A 16,234-nucleotide genomic window follows, 5' to 3' on the forward strand; every position below is an offset into this window, starting at 1 on the left:
GTGGGAAAAGGGGCCTTCATCGCACGAAAGGACCGTGAACGGCGCTAGGCTTGCGGGACCCGATCCGAAAGAGGGGTGCGCTGGCCGGCCATGGCGGAGAAACTCGGCGAATACCGCCGTAAGCGCAAACCGGGACGAACTCCCGAACCTCTCCCGGATCGCGACGGGGACACCGGGTCCGACGATCTCTTCGTCATCCAGGAACATCACGCGAGCAGCCTGCACTGGGACATCCGCCTCGAACGGGAGGGTGTGCTCGTCTCCTGGGCGGTGCCGAAGGGCCTGCCGATGTCGCCGGATCTCGAACGGCTCGCCGTGCACACCGAAGACCACCCGATGGAATACCTCACTTTCGAAGGCGAGATACCCGCGGGCGAATACGGCGGCGGCACCATGAAGATCTGGGACACCGGCCGGTACGAAACGCTGCACTTCAACGACCACAAGGTCGAAGTCGTCTTCCACGGCGAGCGAGCACGCGGGAAATACCTGTTCCTCAACGTGAAGAAGGACGGCAGGGACAACGGCTGGCTGCTCAAAAGGCTCGACCCGGCCGATCCCGGCCGCGCGGAACTCCCCTCCTTCCTCGCCCCGATGCTGAGCAAACCGGGGCGGCTTCCGTCGACGAGCGAAGACGCGGACTGGGCCTACGAATTCGACTGGTCCGGGCGCCGGACGCTGATCCGGGTGTCCGGCGGACGGATCACCGCCTACGACGATTCCGGGGACGACGTCACCGGGCTGTTTCCCGAATTCCGCGGCCTCGGTGAGCAACTCGGTGCCACGGAAGCGTTTCTGGACGGGGAAATCGTCGTCTTCGACGGTGGGAAGCCGAGTCCGGAAGGGCTCGGGCACCGCGCACGGGCGACGAAGAGTTCCGCGAAGCGGCTCACGTCCCGGTATCCGGCTTTCTACCTGGTGAACGATCTCCTGCATCTCGACGGCCGCTCCTGTGTCGAGACGCCTTATGTCGAACGACGGGAACTCCTCGACGAACTCGGGCTCGCCGGGCCGCATTGGCAGGTCCCTCGGTACTACCTCGGGGACGGCGGCGCGGTCGCGCGGGCGGCCCGCGAACACGGCCTCGCCGGCATCGTCGCCAAACGGGCAGGCTCCGCGTACCACCCGGGCAGGCGCACCGGGGAATGGCTTTCCATCACCGGAACCCTGGTACAGCAGGTGGTTCTGGGCGGCTGGCGGCCGGGTGGCGGCAGCCGGGCGGACACGTTCAGCTCGTTGCTGCTCGGCGTTCCGCACGGGGATGGCCTGCGGTACATCGGAAACGTCGGTGTCGGCTTCGCGGGCGACGAACTGGCGGAGCTTTCCCAGCGGCTGTACCGCTTGGAGCGCAACACATCCCCGTTCCACTCCGTCCCGGACAAACAGGCGCGGGACGCGCGCTGGTCGCGGCCGATCATCGTCGGCGAGGTCGTCTTCGGCGGCTGGACCGACGCGGGCTGCCTGCGCAATCCGCGCTGGCGCGGCCTGCTGCCGGACGTCACGGCCGACGAGGTGGAGCTCGACGGCGGCCAGGACTAGACGCGCACGTCCTCGAGGTCCCACCGGACGTCGAGATCGGCTCCGACCCCGCTGACGTCCAGGATCCGTGACACCAAAGCGGTCTTCACGATCACCGAGAACCGAGGTGAGACCGCGTTCGCCTCCTCGAGCGCCTGCAGCCCGGCACAGCTGAGGAAGCGGACACCGGAGAGGTCGAGGATCACGTGCTTTCCTTTGCCACACGCACCGCTGAGCTCGGTGCGGAACCGGCCGACCGTGGCGGCGTCGATCTCCCCCACCGCGGTGAGGACGAGGACGCCGTCCTTGCGGCGGCTGGTGGTCACGGCCAGGGGCGGCGCTTCGCCGGGTACGCGCTGGCCAGTCAACATTGGGGGCGCCTCTCTCCAGACCACCAAGTTCCCTCGACGGTACTCGGCGACGGCGAGAGGTCAACCCGGGCTACCTCATTTGAGCCATTTCGGGCGGGAACCTTTACCCAAGTCTTGCCATTCTCCGGTGAAGCGCCGGTGCGCGGACTCGGCCGCGGCGATCGAGCGGCCGTGCAGAACCCCGAAGGTGAAAGCGTTTTCGTTCTCGGCGTACGCGCGCAGGCCGAGAAGCCGCAGGACGTCCCGGGTGACCACGATGTCGTGATGCGTACCGAGCGTGGACTGCACCGCCTTGACGTTCTTTCGCCATTTTCGAAGTTTCCGACCGGATACCGGCCGGACCGTATCCGCCGCGTACCTGGCTCGTTTGGCCTTCTTGCGCACCTCGTGCAGTGCGGCGTCCTGCTCCGCGCCGGGCTCCAGCTCGCGTGCCGCGGCGACGGCCTTGCCGAGCTTCCGGCTCGACCGAGCGACCGCCTTGCGCAGTTCCTTCTTGCCGTCCTTGATCTTCCGGGGTTTGCGGACGAGCTTTTCCAGTGCTCGCAACAGCTCCGTGTACCGCTTGCTGTCGAGTGCCCGGATCGCCCGTGCCTTGGCCTCTTCGGCCTCGCGCGCGAAGTGCCGCGTCATCAGCTGCTCGACATTGCCCAGCACCAGCTCGGCCGGCAGCGCCTTGACCTCGTCGTGCAGGCGCGCCGACATCACCTCCGTGTCCCTCGCCGGCCCGAGTTCACCCGCGAGCCAGCGGAGCTCGGCGGTCAGCCCGTCCGCGACGTCCGGATCGAGGGAGCGCCGGAACGTCCGCAGCGCGCTGCGCAACCGCCTGCTCGCGACCCGCATCTGGTGCACCGCGTCCTCCGCGTCGCGGCGGACCCCGATGTCGTTGCGTCGCAGCGCGTCCAGGTGCGCGGCGAGGTAATCCGCCAGCACCGAACCCGACTTCCCCCTCGCGGAGGGCACGAGCTCATCGGTCAGGCGCCGGAGCTTCGACGGCCAGCGCGACCGCTCCGCCCCCGCTTCCAGGACCGCGTGGTCCAAACTGTCGAGCACTTCGGGATCGGCACCGGGCGAGAGTTCGATCTCGATCTCCCGCCAGCGGTCGAGGTGTGCCTTCTCCCCGCCCGCTTCCCCGGTGACGACGTCGTCGGTCAGCGTCGCGACCTCGCGGCCTCCGGCGTCGAGCAGGGCATACGAAGTGCGCTCGGTTCGCAGATGCGCGGCCTGGACGAGTTTGGCGCCGAGGGTGTGCGCCCGGACCAGCTTCGCCAGCGCGCCCGGCACCTTGTCCGGCTTGCCCGCCAGCGGGAGGCGGAGTTCCTCTCGCCGGTCTTCGCCGACCGGGAGTTTGAGGTGCCAGCCCTCGTCGCTCCCGCCCAGCCGCCGCCGCAGCGTGATGCCGGCCTGGGCGAGACGGAAGTCGGAGGTGTCGAAGTACGTGGCGTCGAGGACGTCGACCCTCGGCTCGGCCTGGTTCGTCACGGGGCCGACCGGGACCAGCGGCGGGATGGGCCGGTCGGCCGCCAGGTCGTACTTCCGCTCGATCTCCGTCTCGGCGACCGGGGCACCACCCTGCGTCTTCGTCACCACGAACTCCTTCTCTCGGCTACCCGGAAGGATTACCCCCGGAAGTGCCCGCGGGAAACCTCGGACGGTTCACTCCTCCATCCGGTCGTACCGGTCCGCCCATTCGGCGAGCGTTTGCCGTGACCTCTCCTCGGTGAGGGTGTCGCTTTCCAGTCTCGCGACAAGGGAATAGTAAGCCTCGACCGCCACCCGGTCGTCGATGAACACCCCGGCCGCATAGGAATCCGTGTACACCACCGCCGGATGTTCCGTGAATTCCATGATGGTGAAAGAATTCTCGAGCACCGTGCCGACGCCGCCGCTTTCCGGGACGATACGAATGGAGCAATACGGCAGGTTCGCCGACAGGACGAGGTGCAGCAGTTGCTCGTGCATGATCCGGGGGCCGCCGACGACCGACCGCAGCGCGCGCTCGTGGACGTAGAACCGGCACCGCGGCGGGCGATCGCGTTGCAGCAGCCGCTGCCGCTCCATCCTGGCGTTCACGACCTGATCCAGCTGCGCCTGATCGCGGTTGCCGATCAGCTCGAAGGCGGTGCGGGCGTACTGTTCGGTCTGGAGCAGCCCTGGCAGCGTCAGCGACTCGTAGCGCACCAGGGTGTGCGCGAGATTCTCTTGGATAGCAAGGGATTTCATCGGATCGACGAGTTCGTCGAAGTACGGCCGAACCCAGTACAGGTCTCCGCCGGGCTGGGTCAGTTCCAGCAGCAGGTCACGCTCGGGCTCCGCCTCGCCGCAGGTCGCGAGATACAGCGCCGCGTCCACCACGGACAGCTCGCGCAGCCCTTGTTCCCACCTCGTGACCTTGCTCTGCAACCAGCCGTTACGGCGGCTGACGTCGGCTCCGCTGAAGTGCCTGCGCTGCCGGAACGCCTTCATGCGGTGGCCCAGTTCCCGGGTCCGCGCCGTCGAATCCTTCTCAACCATGCGGGCAAAGCTAGGGCCGAACTCCGGCCGCGCGGTGATTGCCACGCGGTGATTCACCTCAACTGCTGATAACTTGCGCTCGCGCATTTCCGCGAAGGGCCACTTCGCAAGCGAAGCACCTTCGCGCGCGAAGCGTTCTTAAACTTTATAGCGGACGAATGGAATGGGGGCGAGTTGTCCGGAAGTGCTTTTCTTGCGGCACGGCAGACCACCGCTGCTGCCTGGCGCCTCGCGGCAGGTGTCGTGGGCCTGCCGCCGGGAGTGAGGCGGCTCGGGTGGCGTCTTCGCGTGATCAGGCGGACGACCCGGCCATGGTCACGTCGTCCGTCGGTATCGGTGCCCCTAGCTCACCTGTATCGCCCGGCGGCCCTGCCGGGTGCGGGGCTTGGCCGAGGGTTGCGAAAGCCACTTTCGCAACGTTGAGGGTTGCGAAAGTGGCTTTCGCAACCCGTCGGCCGAGCCCGGGCACGGCACCGCACTGGCGACCATGTCGCGAAAGCCAGCCTTGGCCAGAACCCGATCGTCATTCACGAAGGCTTACCGACCCACGCCTGACACAACGTTTGAGACTTTGGAATAATGTTCATGGGCGAAGCTGACAAAAGTTTAAACCGAAGCATCAACGATACGCTTGAACCTCATGAGTCAAGACATCCGAGACTTCGTGACCCCCTCCTGCGACCTGCTCGCCCTCGGCGAGCCGACGCACGCGACCCCGGTCTTCGCGGACGTCCGCAACACACTGTTCGCCCAGCTGGTCGACCGCGGCTTCCGCTCGATCGCCCTCGAAACCGATCGCGTCGCCGCGCTCGTCGCGAACGACTTCGTCCGCGACGGCACCGGGACTCTCGACCTCGCGATGAGCGAAGGCTTCTCGCACGTCTTCGGTACCGTCGAGGCGAACAGGCGGCTGATCGCCTGGATGCGCGAGTTCAACGAGAACCGGCCTTCCGAAGAGCGGCTTTCGTTCCACGGCTTCGACACCCAGACCGAGAACACCTCCGCGCCCAGTCCGCGGCCCTACCTCGAGTACGCCCGCGACTTCCTGGGTATCGACGTCGACATCGCGGGCCCGGCGGGCGACGACGAACGCTGGAGCCGCACCGAAGCCGTCATGGACGCGGCTTCGTCGCCCGGTGCCTCGGCCGACGCTTACCGGCTGCGCGCGATCGCGGCCGATCTGCTCGCCGCGCTCCGCTCCCGGAAACCGGAGCCGGTCACGGACGACTGGTCGCGGGCGGAGATCCAGCTCATGGCGGGCATCGATCTGCTGCGCTACCACCGGCAATGCGCCGAACCGCTGGAGCCGCACGAGCGGTACACGCCCCTCGTCGCGACCCGGGACGCCATCATGGCGCGCAACCTCCTGGACATCCGCGCCGCCGAAGCCGTCCGGGGCAGGACGCTCGTCTTCGCCCACAATCTCCACCTGCGCCGCCAGGCGAGCACGATGCGGGTGGCGGGGACGGAGACCACCTGGTTCCCCGCCGGCGCGCTGGTGGCCCCGCTGCTCGGTGACCGCTACGTCTTCGTCGCGACCAGCCTCGGCCGAAGCGACGCCATAGCGCTCGATGAGCCGGAACCCGATACCTACGAAGGGTTCCTGCAGAAGCACGTCACCACGGACTGGGCCCTGCTCACCGCGTCCGAGGTCCCGCCGTCGAGCGTCCGGACCGACCCCACCCCGCGACAGGGTTACTTCCCGCTCGACCAAGGGATCCTGACCGACGCGGACGCGATCCTGCACGTCCGGGCCTAGCCGTCGAACCGGGTGACGCCTCCTGCCCTCGGAAGGCGTCACCCGGCCACGAGCACGCGCCGCCACCCCCAGTGCCGCGAATCCGGGGCGGCGCGAAGTCCGCTCACTTGAGCAGGAGTCAACACGCCGGTGCCATAACTTCGCCAAACGCCGCGGCCGGCGGTGGTCCACCGGGCTATGCCGGAGTCGCCCCGAAGCGGATCTTCGTCAAGGCTTCACGAGCCCGGTCCCGCTGGCGGCCGCTCTGGTCCACGGCGGAAAGATCCTTGAGCGCGCGCAATTCCCACACCGGGAAGCCCAGTTCACGGAACAGCCCCGCCGCGGTCCGGAGCCCGTCGGCGGCTTCGGACGCGACGCCTTCGTCGGCCCGCAGCCGCCCGAAGCTGAGCAGGGCGTATCCACCGCCCCGGCGGTCGCCGAGTTCACGGAAGGTGCTCATCGCCAGGTTCAGGTGCTCGGCGGCGCGGCCGTGTTCACCCGCCAGACGTAACGACTCGCCGAAGCTCCGGTGCGTGTACGCGGCCGCATGCCGGTGTCCGACGTATTCGAACAGCTCCAGCGACCGCGCGAGGCATCGTTCGCTCTCCCCCGCGTCGCCGGCCTTCGCGTGGAGATCGCCGAAGCTCCGGAGGACGTGCGCCTCCCAGTGGCGTTCACGCGAGCTGCGCGTGCCGATCAGCGCACTGGTCAGCAGCTCGCCCGCCTCGTCCATCCGGCCGTTGCGGCGCAGGACGTCGGCGTAGCGTTTGGCGGACCTGTCGTGCTGCCGCCCGTCCTCGCAATGGAGCGAAAGCAGCAGGCTCGCGTCGAAGCATTCCTGCGCCCGCCGGAAATCGCCGAGGTCGTCCCACAGCGAGCCGAACTGCGCCGACGCCATCGCCTGCCCGGCGAGGTCACCGCAGTCCCGCAACAGGTCCAGTGCCTCCCTCAGCGCGTGGACCGCCGCACCGGTCCGCCCGGTGTCGGCGTCGACGTCGGCGAGCGCGACGAGCGCGGACCCGGTGCCGGGATGGTCACCCACGGAGCGGAACCTGGTCTCCGCCAGCGAGAAACAGGTCCGCGCCCGCGCCAGATCCCCCGCGTCGGCGTGGGCATGCCCGAGCTTGAGCAGCTTCCCCGCCTCGGCTGGGAGATCGACGCGGTCGCGCACGATGCCGAACCCGAGCCAGGCCGGGGATCCGCCTTTCGCCGGGCCGACGAGATCGCTGTAGGCGTCGGCCAGCCGCATGGCCAGCTCGGTCCAGCCGTGGTTCTTCGCGGTCCGGACGGCGAGGGCGAGGTTCGCCCTTTCCGTGTCACGCCAGCCGATCGGGTCGGCCGCGACGCGATCCGAAACCGCCGCCGGGACGTCTGGGCGCCGAGACGGCGGGTACTCGGCGCCGAGTGCCGCCAACGCGTGTTCGGCCAACGCCGCCATGGCCGTCAGCGCACGCCGAAGGGCTCCGGGATCCGGCGGTTCCCGGAGCGCGAGCCTGGTCAGGGCCGGTAGCCGGTACCGGACGACGCCCATTCGATCGGGCTCGGCGTGCAGCACGTGGTCGTCCACCAGCTCGTCGAGCAGTTCGGCCGCCTCGCCTTCCGATCGGCCGAGCATCGCCGCCGCGAACCAGCCGGCGAACTCGGTGGCGCCGGGGAACCCGAGCAACCGCAAGGATTTCCGTTGCCGTGGCGACAGCTCGGCGAGGGCATCGGCGAGCACCGGGCGGACGCCGAGGTCACCGGCGGCGAGTTCGTCGAGGCGCCGGCGCTCGTTCTCCAGGCGCGCCGCGAACTCGGCGACGCTCAGCCGCGGCCGCTGCAGCAGCTTCATTCCCGCTGCCCGCACCGCCAGCGCGAGACCGTCGCACCGGGTCAGCACCCGGCGGACCGCGTCGGGTTCGGCGGACAACCGGGCCTCACCGGCGATCGCGCCGAGCAGGTCCCGCGACTCCGCGTCGGACAGCGCGCCGACTTCGACGAATCTGGCGCCGACGAGCCCGGCCGGCCGCCGCCGCGTGGTGACGATCGCCGCGCAGCCTGGCCCGGTCGGCAGCAACGGCCTCACCTCGGCCTCGGACCGGCAGTTCTCGAGGATCACCAGCAGCCGCCGGTCCGCGGTGTGGCTCTGCCACAACGAGATCCGCCCGGCCCGCTCGGCGGGGATCTCCTCATCCGCGAGGCCGAGCGCGCGGAGGAACCCGGTGAGCACGTCGCCGGTGTCGCGCAGATCGCCGACGAGCTGCCCGTCCGGGAACCGCTTGCGCACCCGCCACGCGGCTTGGACGGCCAGCGCGCTCTTCCCCGACCCCGCCGCTCCATGGAGCACGACCGGCGCCGGACCGCGCAGCGCGCGTCCCACCTCCGCCAGTTCCCCGGCCCTGCCGGTGAAATCCGGCGTCGCCGGCGGCAGACGGCACGGCGCGCCGCCCGCGGACCAGCCGGTGCCCGTGATCCGGCGATGGGCTGCGAGCAGCTCCTCCCCCGGCGAGACACCGGCGTGCTCCCACAACGCCTGACGGCACCGGTCGAGGACGGCCAGCGCCGCGTCCCGCCGCCCGAGCCCGTGCAGCGCCTCGGCCAGCCACCCGGCCAGACGCTCGTCACCCGGCCGGGCGGCCAGTTCGGGTCCCAGCCTGTCGGCGACCGCCTTGTGGTCACCGGCCGCCAGTTCCAGCTCCACGAGCTTGCCCAGTACCGAACTCCGCTGATCTTCGAGCCACAGGCGGTGCGCCTCCACCAACGGACCGACCGGCACGTCGGCGAAGGCCCGCCCACGCCACAACCCCAGTGCCTGTTCGAGCAAGACCCTGCGCTCGGCTCCGGTCGCCTTCGCGGCCGCGGCGGTCAGTTCGGAGAACGCGGTGACGTCCAGTTCTCCGTCCGACACCGTCAGCCGGTAACCGCTCCGGCCGGACCGCAGCCGCTGGCCGACGTCGTCGACCGGCACCCCGGGCGACAACGCCTTGCGCAGCTTGGAAACCGCCATCTGCACGACCGCGGCGGCACTCGACGGCGGCCCCTGCGGCCAGAGTTCGTCGACGAGGGTGTCCCGGTGGACGAACTCGTTCGGCCGGGCCAGGAGCACCGCGAGCACCCGGCGGGGCTGAGCCGCCGACGGCAGCGGGACAGAGGCCGCGAGCGGGCCGAGCACCTTGAACTCCACGAACCACCTATCACCTGGACGGATGACCCAGAATGTAACCCGGTGCCGTCCCCGTGACAGCGACTTCTCACCCGGATGGCCGCCTCTTACTTCCCGGTGTGCGCGAGCAGCTTGTCCCGCAACGCGGGTTCGTCCGCGAGTGCCTCGTTCAGCGTGTGCTCCAGCAGGGGCTTGAGATCCCCGTACGGCCGCTGCGACCAGTCGAGCGGGCCCAGCGGCGGCTCCGGGTCGTATTCGATGACGAACTGGATCGTCCTGGCGATCTCGGTGCCGACGAGCCGCTCGACCAGATGCAGCGCGAGGTCGATCCCCGCCGACACCCCGGCGGCGGTGATCACGTTCCCGTCCTCGACCCAGCGCTCGGCGACGGGCTCCGCGCCGAAAGCGCCCAGCAGCTCACGGAACATCCAGTGCGTCGCGGCTTTGCGGCCCTTAAGCAGTCCGGCCTGCCCCAGCAGCAGCGAGCCCGTACACACCGAGGTCACGAGTTCGGCGTTCGCCCCGGCGGTCCGCAGGTATCCGACCAGTTTCTCGTCGGCGAGCGCCTTCAGCGTCGGCGCGGCGCCGCCGGGCACGAGCAGCGCGTACGGCGATGGGACTTCGTCGTAGGTGTGGGTCGCCACGAGCTTCAGCGGGTTGTCGGTGGTGACCGCGTCCTTCGTCTCACCGACCACGACCGTCCGGTACTCCTGCGCCGTGCTCGCCATCCCGTCCAGCACGGTCAGCGGACCGACCATGTCGAGCGGGGTCATCCCCGGGTACACCACGAACGCGATCGTCTTCTTGTCGTCTGTCATGGGACAACGGTGTCGCAGGCGCGGGACCGTGGTGGCCCCGATGTCCGGATTCCTGCGAACAACGTCCGACGGCCGGGCACTACTGGTAGCGTTCGATCATGCCGGGTTCACCCAGACGAGTGTTGATCGTCGGCTACAGCAACGCCGAGCTGCTCGACATCGCCGGTCCGTCGGACGTCCTGGACGCCGCGACCAAACTCGGCGGCAAGCCGGGGTACGAGATCATGCTCGCGAGCGTCGACGGGCGCGGCATCCGCTGCGAGTCCGGGCTGACGCTGCAGGCGCAGCACCGGCTCGACCAGGTGACCGGCGAACTGGACACGCTGATCGTCGCGGGCGGCACCGGGCACGAGGCGGCCGCCGCGGACCCGAGGGTCGTCACCCATGTCCGCAGGCTCGCGCAGCAAAGCCGCCGCGTCGCTTCGGTGTGCACCGGCGCCACGGTGCTCGCCGCGTGCGGGCTGCTCAACGGGCGGCGCGCCACCACGCACTGGCGGTTCGCGAACCGGCTCGCGACCAGCTACCCGCAGGTGAACGTCGATCCGGTGCCGCTGTACGTGCGCGACGGCAACGTCTACACGGCGGCGGGTGTCACCAGCGGGATCGACCTCACCCTCGCGTTCGTCGAGGCCGACCACGGCCCGAGTGTGGCCAGGGAGGTCGCCCGCATGCTGGTGACCTACCTGCAGCGGCCGGGCAACCAGGCCCAGGTGAGCATGTTCCTGTCCGGCCCGCCGCCGGAGAACCGGCTCGTCCGCGACATCACCGCGTACGTGGCGGAACATCTGGCAGGCGATCTCGGCACCGCCGTCCTCGCCGAACGGGCCGGGATCAGCACCCGGCAGCTGACCAGGCTGTTCGACGCGCATCTGAGCACCACGCCGAGCAGGTACGTGCGGGCGGCGAGGACCGAGAACGCGGCGAAACTGTTGTGCGGCACCGAACTTCCGCTGACCTCGATCGCGAGACGCTGCGGTTTCGGTTCGACCGAGACACTGCGCCAGGCCTTCCTCGATCACTTCGACACCCCGCCTTCGGCCTATCGCCGTGTCCACCTTCGGCAGGCGTTCGGCTAGGCCGTGTGCGGCGCGCGCCGCCGACTGTGGAGGATGTGCGGGTGAACCGCCGCGACATCTCCGACGACGACACCGGCCCGATTCGCCGGGTCACGGACGCCCCGTCCGATCGTTCGCCCGGAACGTCCCGTTCGCCGCGCCGGACTCCGCCGCCCGAGGGGACACGGCGCCCCCGTCCTCCGGCCCAGCGGCCGCGGCAGGCGGAATCGGGCCGGCGTCGCGCCCCGGAACCGAAGCCCGAACCGAAACCCGAACCGCCGGCCGGTCATGGGCATTCGCACGGCCACGGGCCGGCGGCACCGGCGTCGCGCCGGGTCCGGCTCCTGCTGATGTGGCTGCTGATCCCGCTCGCCGCCGCCACGGTCGTCGGGATGATCGTGCTCTACCCGTGGGGCGGGGATCCGGCGAAAAGCGTCTTCCCCCAGGGGACACCGGTGAACGCGACGATCACCGGGACGATCACCGGCCCGTGCCTCGCCGAAGGGCAGGTGCAGGTCGGCGAGCCGCCGCCGGACGCGAAGCCGTGTCTCACCAGCGAGCTGACGATGACCGACGGCCCCGGGACCGGGAAGGCGCTGAAGCTCACGCTTCCCATCGAGCCGAGCACGCCGCGGTTCGCCGCGGGCGACGACGTGGTGCTGTCCTACAACGGCGGCGACGTCGCGAACCCCGCGTCGTTCCAGATCGTCGACTTCCAGCGCGGAACCCCGTTGCTGCTGCTCGCCGGGTTGTTCGCGCTCGCGGTGATCGTGCTGGGCCGCTGGCGGGGGCTCGCCGCGCTGGTCGCGCTGGGGCTGAGTTTCCTGGTGCTGGCGTTCTTCGTGCTGCCGTCGATCCTCGCCGGGGAAAGCCCGCTGCTGGTAGCGATCGCGGGCGCGGGCGCGATCATGTTCGTCGCGCTGTACCTGACGCACGGGTTGTCCGCGAGAACGTCGGTGGCGGTGCTGGGCACCTTGGTGAGCCTGGTCCTGATCGGCGTCCTGTCCGCGATCTTCTCGGCCGCGGCGTCGCTGACCGGGCTTGACGACAGCACCTCCCAGCTGATCGGTTCGCTCGGGCACGGGATCGACGCGCGCGGCCTGCTGCTGGCGGGCGTCGTGATCGGCGCGCTCGGTGTGCTGGACGACGTCACGGTGACGCAGACGAGCGCGGTATGGGAGCTCCGGCGCGCGAACCCGTCGCTCGGCTGGCGTGAGCTGTACGGCGCGGGCCTGCGGATCGGCCGCGACCACGTCGGCTCGGCGGTCAACACCCTCGTGATGGCGTACGCGGGCGCCGCGCTGCCGGTGCTGCTGTACACGTCGCTTTCCGGGGTCGGGCTCGGCTCGATCCTCGGCGCGGAGGACATCGCGCAGGAGATCGTCCGGACGCTGGCCGGCAGTGTCGGCATCGTCGCGGCGGTCCCGGTCACCACCGTGCTGGCCGCGCTGATCGCCTCGCGGGAGCCCCAAGAGTCCCTGTAACCACAAGCGCCCCAAAGCGCGAGCCCGCCGCGCGATCACGGGCCGGAGTCGGGTACGAAGAGGCCGCACCCGAGGTTCGCCGCGTGATCGGAGGGGCCATGTTCGACGTGTTCGCCGTCCCCAGACAGCTGACCGCCGTCGCGCGGCGCGTGCTCGGCTCGGCGTGGGAAGCCGTCGAGGCGGTACCCAAGATCGCCGCCGCGCTCGACGACGTCCGGTCGACGCTCAAGCACTCGGAGCGGCTGGCGACCTTCGCCGCGGGCGAGCTGCCGGAGATCGTCTACCAGCTGGAGGAGATCAAGGCGCGGCTGGAGAAGCTGGAGACCCGCACCGAGAAGGCCTAGCCGGTGTCGCGAAAGCCACTTTCGGGACACCAGACGTCTCGAAAGTGGCTTTCGCGACATGACCACCAGGACGAGCACCCCGCAGAATCCCGGTACCGAGCGGGTCTGGTCTCGTGAGTGGTAAAGACGGTTCTAACCACTCACAAGGCCGAGCGCCGTCCGCGCGGCTCAGTCCAGGGTCGCCACGAACCGGCTGACCGCCTCCATCGTGAACCGCTGGATGTACTTCCCGGCGGGCGCCGCCGAGGCCAGCCGGTAGAGCGGGCGCTCCGCCGCCGCGTCCCCGCGCGCCTCCGATTTCAGCTGGGCCACCAGCAGTTCCGAGAACACCAGTCCGTTCGCGTCGGTGTTGTTCAGCAGCGCGTTCGCCAGCTTGCGCAGCTGCAGGATGCCCAGCTCCCGGCCGCCCGCACCGGAGTAGACGGCCAGGTCGACCTTCGCGACCTTGCGGCGTTTGCCCGCGTTGACCAGCAGGCTGACCGTCCGGGTGCCGCGCACGTCGCTGATCACCAGGTCGATGCGCTCGGCCGCGGTCAGGTCGATCCGCCGCACACCCCAGGTCCGCACGATGAGCGTGTCGCCTTCGAGCCACACCCGGCGCCGCAGGTTGTAGAACATGATGTAGAGCAGCGGTATCGCGATCACGCCTGCGACCACGAGCCCGGCGATCTCACCGCCGATCAGCCCGGCGATCCCGCCGAACGCGGCCGCGAAGATCACGACGCCGACGACGCTGGAGCAGCCCCGCCTGCGGCGCAGCTTGGGGTCGTCGTGGAACAGCGGGAGACGTTCGGGGGTCTCCGGGGTCCCGGTCGGCTCGGCCATCACGCGCCCGTCCCGGCCAGGAACGGGTTCCCCGCCCGCTCCTGCCCGATCGTGGTGGCCGGGCCGTGACCCGGGAGGACGACGGTGTCGTCGGGCATCGTCATCACCTTGGCACCGAGCGACCGCACGAGTTCGTCCCCGTCCCCAGCGGACCGGCCGATCGAACCGGCGAACAGGCTGTCCCCGGTGAGCACGATCCGGCCGCCCTCGGCGGAGGTCAGCCCGAACACCACCGAACCGGCGGTGTGCCCCGGTGTACCGGACACCGTGATCTCCAGTCCGGCCAGCCCGAGCGGGCCATCGGCGAGTGGCACGATCCCGTCCTTCCGTTCTCCGGCGTCCCGGCCGAGCAGTGGCCGGTCCGCCTCGTGCAGATAGAGAGGTATTCCGTGGCGCGCGCCGATCTCGTCCGCCGAAGCGACGTGATCGGGGTGGCCGTGGGTGGCGAGCATCGCGACGGGTGTCAGGCCGTGGGTGGAAAGCGCGGCCGCGAGTGGTCCGGCGACGTCCTCCCCGGGATCGATGATCACGCACTCCCCGCCGCCTTCAAGGGCGAGCAGGTAGCAATTGGCTTCGAGGGGGCCTGCCGGAAAACCGACGACCAGCACGAAACGCCTCCTCAATTCTTCCGCCGAACAGGTGGCAGGATGGCCCTGATCACGATCAAGTAAGCCTAGCGGCCCCTGTACGGGGGCCTCACAGGCTGTGCCAATAGACTCCCGCTACCTCAGACGTGTGACATCGAGTGGAAACCGGGAGGGCGGGTGCCGACCAACCAGCAGCGCCGCGAAGCCGCGAAGCGCAAGCTCGAGCGACAGATCGTGCGACGGGCCGAACAGGCCAAGCGGCGCAGGATCGTCGGCTCGGTAGCGGTCGTCGGTGTCGTCGCCATCGTGGCGGGCGCGGTGTGGTGGATCGTCAGCAGCAACAGTGGTGACGATGCCGCCTCCGACGCTTCCCCGAGCTCGGCCCCTCCGACCCCCGAGGTCACCATCCCCACGGAGCGCGCTCCGATGCCGAAGCGGCCGACGCCGCTGGCGAACCCGGTGGCCTGTGACTACAAGGACGACACCTCCAAGCCGGCGTCGAAGAAGGTGAACAAGCCGGAAGGCAAGGACGTCTCCTCGAACGGCACGGTCAACGTCGTGCTGAAGAGCACCGCGGGCGACATCCCGCTGACGCTCGACCGGGCGCTCGCCCCGTGCGCCGTGCAGAGCTTCATCAGCCTCTCGCAGCAGGGCTACTTCAACGACACCAAATGCCACCGGCTCGGCACCACCGGCCTGCAGATGCTGCAGTGCGGTGACCCCGAGGCCAGCGGTATGGGCGGCCCGGGCTACACCATGCCGGACGAGGCGTTCCAGGAGATCAAGTACGGCCGCGGCATCCTCGCGATGGCGAAGACGCAGCAGCCGAACTCCGGTGGCAGCCAGTTCTTCATGGTCTACGGCGAGGCCGAGCTGTCCCCGGACTACTCGGTCTTCGGCAGCATCTCCGACGAAGGCCTGAAGGTGCTCGACAAGGTCGCCAAGGCGGGCGCGAACGCGCAGGCAGGCACCGGCGACGGCACCGGCCCGCCCAACACCGAGGTCAAGTTCACCGGCGTCACGGTCAACGCCTGACGTGAAGCTGGAAGTCAACGGCGCGCCCGCCCGGTCGGAAGACCTGGCGGGCGCGTTCGGCTATGGCCACTTCACCGCGATGCAGGTCCGCGACGGCAAGGTCCGCGGGCTGGACATCCACCTTCGCCGTCTCGCGACGAGCACGCGGCGCATGTTCGCCCACGACCTCGACACCGAGGCGATGCGCGGGTACGTACGGCAGGCCATCCGGGGTGAAGACGCGTTGTCCGTACGGGTCCTGATCTTTTCCCGGGCGTTGGACTGGTCCGATCCCGGCGCGCCGGCCGCACCGGACGTCCTCGTCCGCGTCGGGCCGCCCCGTGAGCACGAGATGACACCGCTGCGCCTGCGATCCGTGCGCTACGAACGGGTTCTCCCCGAGGTCAAGCACGTCGGCACGTTCGGGCTGCTCCACCACACGCGCGAGGCGAAGCTGGCGGGATACGACGACGCGCTGTTCGTCGACCACGAGGGCCGGGTCAGCGAGGCGTCGATCTGGAACGTCGGTTTCCTCGACGGCGGCACCGTGGTCTGGCCGCAGGCACCGGTGCTCGACGGGATCAGCCAGCAGCTGGTGCGTCGCGGCCTCGAGCGAAACGGGATACCGCAAGAGATCCGCGACGTCCGCCCCGCCGATCTGCCGGGATTCGACGCCATGTTCCTGACCAATTCGGAGTCGGTCGGCTGGCCGGTGGCGTCGGTCGACGACGTCGTGCTGCCGTTCGCTCCGGAGACGGGGCGGATCCTCACCGAGGCGTACGAAAGCAACCCCTGGGACGAGATCTAGCCTGTCCTCCTCCTGACAC

At 69.7% G+C, this 16,234-nt stretch carries 14 protein-coding genes; 7 read left to right on the forward strand and 7 right to left on the reverse strand.

Going from position 1 to position 16,234, the window contains the following annotated elements; translation table 11 throughout:
* The first annotated feature begins 90 nt into the window (after window positions 1-90).
* Window positions 91-1,539 carry a DNA polymerase ligase N-terminal domain-containing protein gene (locus tag ACZ1DY_RS24490; protein WP_465480965.1) on the forward strand — a complete coding sequence of 483 codons (1,449 nt, stop codon included), beginning with the start codon at window positions 91-93 and terminating at the stop codon, window positions 1,537-1,539.
* Here ACZ1DY_RS24490 and ACZ1DY_RS24495 read toward each other — a convergent pair.
* The 3 genes from ACZ1DY_RS24495 to ACZ1DY_RS24505 form a co-directional block, all read right to left on the reverse strand.
* Window positions 1,536-1,889, reverse strand: coding sequence for an STAS domain-containing protein (locus ACZ1DY_RS24495; RefSeq protein ID WP_465480966.1), 354 nt, complete (start codon window positions 1,887-1,889; stop codon window positions 1,536-1,538). The two genes, ACZ1DY_RS24490 and ACZ1DY_RS24495, sit on opposite strands and share 4 nt — an antisense overlap.
* Before the next feature lie 75 nt (window positions 1,890-1,964).
* On the reverse strand, window positions 1,965-3,473 hold the full coding sequence (locus ACZ1DY_RS24500) for a CYTH and CHAD domain-containing protein (RefSeq protein ID WP_465480967.1): 1,509 nt from the start codon (window positions 3,471-3,473) through the stop codon (window positions 1,965-1,967).
* 69 nt (window positions 3,474-3,542) lie between these two features.
* Window positions 3,543-4,400 (reverse strand): helix-turn-helix domain-containing protein, encoded by an 858-nt coding sequence (locus ACZ1DY_RS24505; RefSeq protein WP_126734598.1) that lies wholly within the window; start codon window positions 4,398-4,400, stop codon window positions 3,543-3,545.
* A 640-nt stretch (window positions 4,401-5,040) separates the two neighbouring features.
* Between ACZ1DY_RS24505 and ACZ1DY_RS24510 the strand changes: the two genes are divergently transcribed.
* Window positions 5,041-6,159: an erythromycin esterase family protein gene (locus ACZ1DY_RS24510; RefSeq protein WP_465480968.1), complete on the forward strand. Its 1,119-nt coding sequence runs from the start codon at window positions 5,041-5,043 to the stop codon at window positions 6,157-6,159.
* Window positions 6,160-6,334: 175 nt separating this feature from the next.
* Here the strand turns inward: ACZ1DY_RS24510 and ACZ1DY_RS24515 are convergent, their stop codons facing one another.
* The gene (locus ACZ1DY_RS24515; RefSeq protein WP_465480969.1) at window positions 6,335-9,301 is read right to left on the reverse strand and encodes an AfsR/SARP family transcriptional regulator; all 2,967 of its coding nucleotides are present in this window, start codon (window positions 9,299-9,301) and stop codon (window positions 6,335-6,337) included.
* A gap of 86 nt (window positions 9,302-9,387) precedes the next feature.
* Window positions 9,388-10,098, reverse strand: a complete 711-nt coding sequence (locus tag ACZ1DY_RS24520) for a DJ-1/PfpI family protein (protein WP_465480970.1) — start codon at window positions 10,096-10,098, stop codon at window positions 9,388-9,390.
* Window positions 10,099-10,196: 98 nt separating this feature from the next.
* Here ACZ1DY_RS24520 and ACZ1DY_RS24525 point away from each other — a divergent pair, with 98 nt between their 5' ends.
* The 3 genes from ACZ1DY_RS24525 (at window position 10,197) to ACZ1DY_RS24535 (ending at window position 12,981) form a co-directional block, all read left to right on the forward strand.
* Window positions 10,197-11,174, forward strand: coding sequence for a GlxA family transcriptional regulator (locus ACZ1DY_RS24525; protein ID WP_034307757.1), 978 nt, complete (start codon window positions 10,197-10,199; stop codon window positions 11,172-11,174).
* Window positions 11,175-11,215: 41 nt separating this feature from the next.
* The gene (locus ACZ1DY_RS24530; protein WP_465480971.1) at window positions 11,216-12,637 is read left to right on the forward strand and encodes a YibE/F family protein; all 1,422 of its coding nucleotides are present in this window, start codon (window positions 11,216-11,218) and stop codon (window positions 12,635-12,637) included.
* A gap of 83 nt (window positions 12,638-12,720) precedes the next feature.
* Entirely contained in the window at window positions 12,721-12,981 is a 261-nt protein-coding gene (locus ACZ1DY_RS24535) for a hypothetical protein (protein ID WP_257486237.1), read from the forward strand.
* Between the two features lie 168 nt (window positions 12,982-13,149).
* Here ACZ1DY_RS24535 and ACZ1DY_RS24540 read toward each other — a convergent pair whose 3' ends face one another.
* A complete protein-coding gene (locus ACZ1DY_RS24540) occupies window positions 13,150-13,806 on the reverse strand; it encodes a hypothetical protein (protein ID WP_257486236.1) in 657 nt (218 codons plus the stop codon).
* A complete protein-coding gene (locus ACZ1DY_RS24545; RefSeq protein ID WP_465480972.1) occupies window positions 13,806-14,414 on the reverse strand; it encodes an MBL fold metallo-hydrolase in 609 nt (202 codons plus the stop codon). Before ACZ1DY_RS24545 ends, ACZ1DY_RS24540 begins: the two co-directional genes overlap by 1 nt.
* Window positions 14,415-14,570: 156 nt before the next feature.
* Here ACZ1DY_RS24545 and ACZ1DY_RS24550 point away from each other — a divergent pair, with 156 nt between their 5' ends.
* Together ACZ1DY_RS24550 and ACZ1DY_RS24555 are read left to right on the forward strand one after the other, a co-directional pair.
* On the forward strand, window positions 14,571-15,428 hold the full coding sequence (locus tag ACZ1DY_RS24550) for a peptidylprolyl isomerase (RefSeq protein WP_465480973.1): 858 nt from the start codon (window positions 14,571-14,573) through the stop codon (window positions 15,426-15,428).
* Between the two features lies 1 nt (window position 15,429).
* The gene (locus ACZ1DY_RS24555; RefSeq protein WP_465480974.1) at window positions 15,430-16,215 is read left to right on the forward strand and encodes an aminotransferase class IV family protein; all 786 of its coding nucleotides are present in this window, start codon (window positions 15,430-15,432) and stop codon (window positions 16,213-16,215) included.
* The last annotated feature ends 19 nt before the right edge of the window (window positions 16,216-16,234 follow it).

This window comes from Amycolatopsis sp. PSD-21 (assembly GCF_055561455.1).

Excerpts from the sequence above, each read along its gene's own strand:
- ACZ1DY_RS24490 (WP_465480965.1), top strand. The coding sequence starts at position 91 with ATGGCGGAGAAACTCGGCGAATACCGCCGTAAGCGCAAACCGGGACGA.
- ACZ1DY_RS24495 (WP_465480966.1), bottom strand. The coding sequence starts at position 1,889 with ATGTTGACTGGCCAGCGCGTACCCGGCGAAGCGCCGCCCCTGGCCGTG.
- ACZ1DY_RS24505 (WP_126734598.1), bottom strand. The coding sequence starts at position 4,400 with ATGGTTGAGAAGGATTCGACGGCGCGGACCCGGGAACTGGGCCACCGC.
- ACZ1DY_RS24510 (WP_465480968.1), top strand. The coding sequence starts at position 5,041 with ATGAGTCAAGACATCCGAGACTTCGTGACCCCCTCCTGCGACCTGCTC.
- ACZ1DY_RS24520 (WP_465480970.1), bottom strand. The coding sequence starts at position 10,098 with ATGACAGACGACAAGAAGACGATCGCGTTCGTGGTGTACCCGGGGATG.
- ACZ1DY_RS24525 (WP_034307757.1), top strand. The coding sequence starts at position 10,197 with ATGCCGGGTTCACCCAGACGAGTGTTGATCGTCGGCTACAGCAACGCC.
- ACZ1DY_RS24540 (WP_257486236.1), bottom strand. The coding sequence starts at position 13,806 with ATGGCCGAGCCGACCGGGACCCCGGAGACCCCCGAACGTCTCCCGCTG.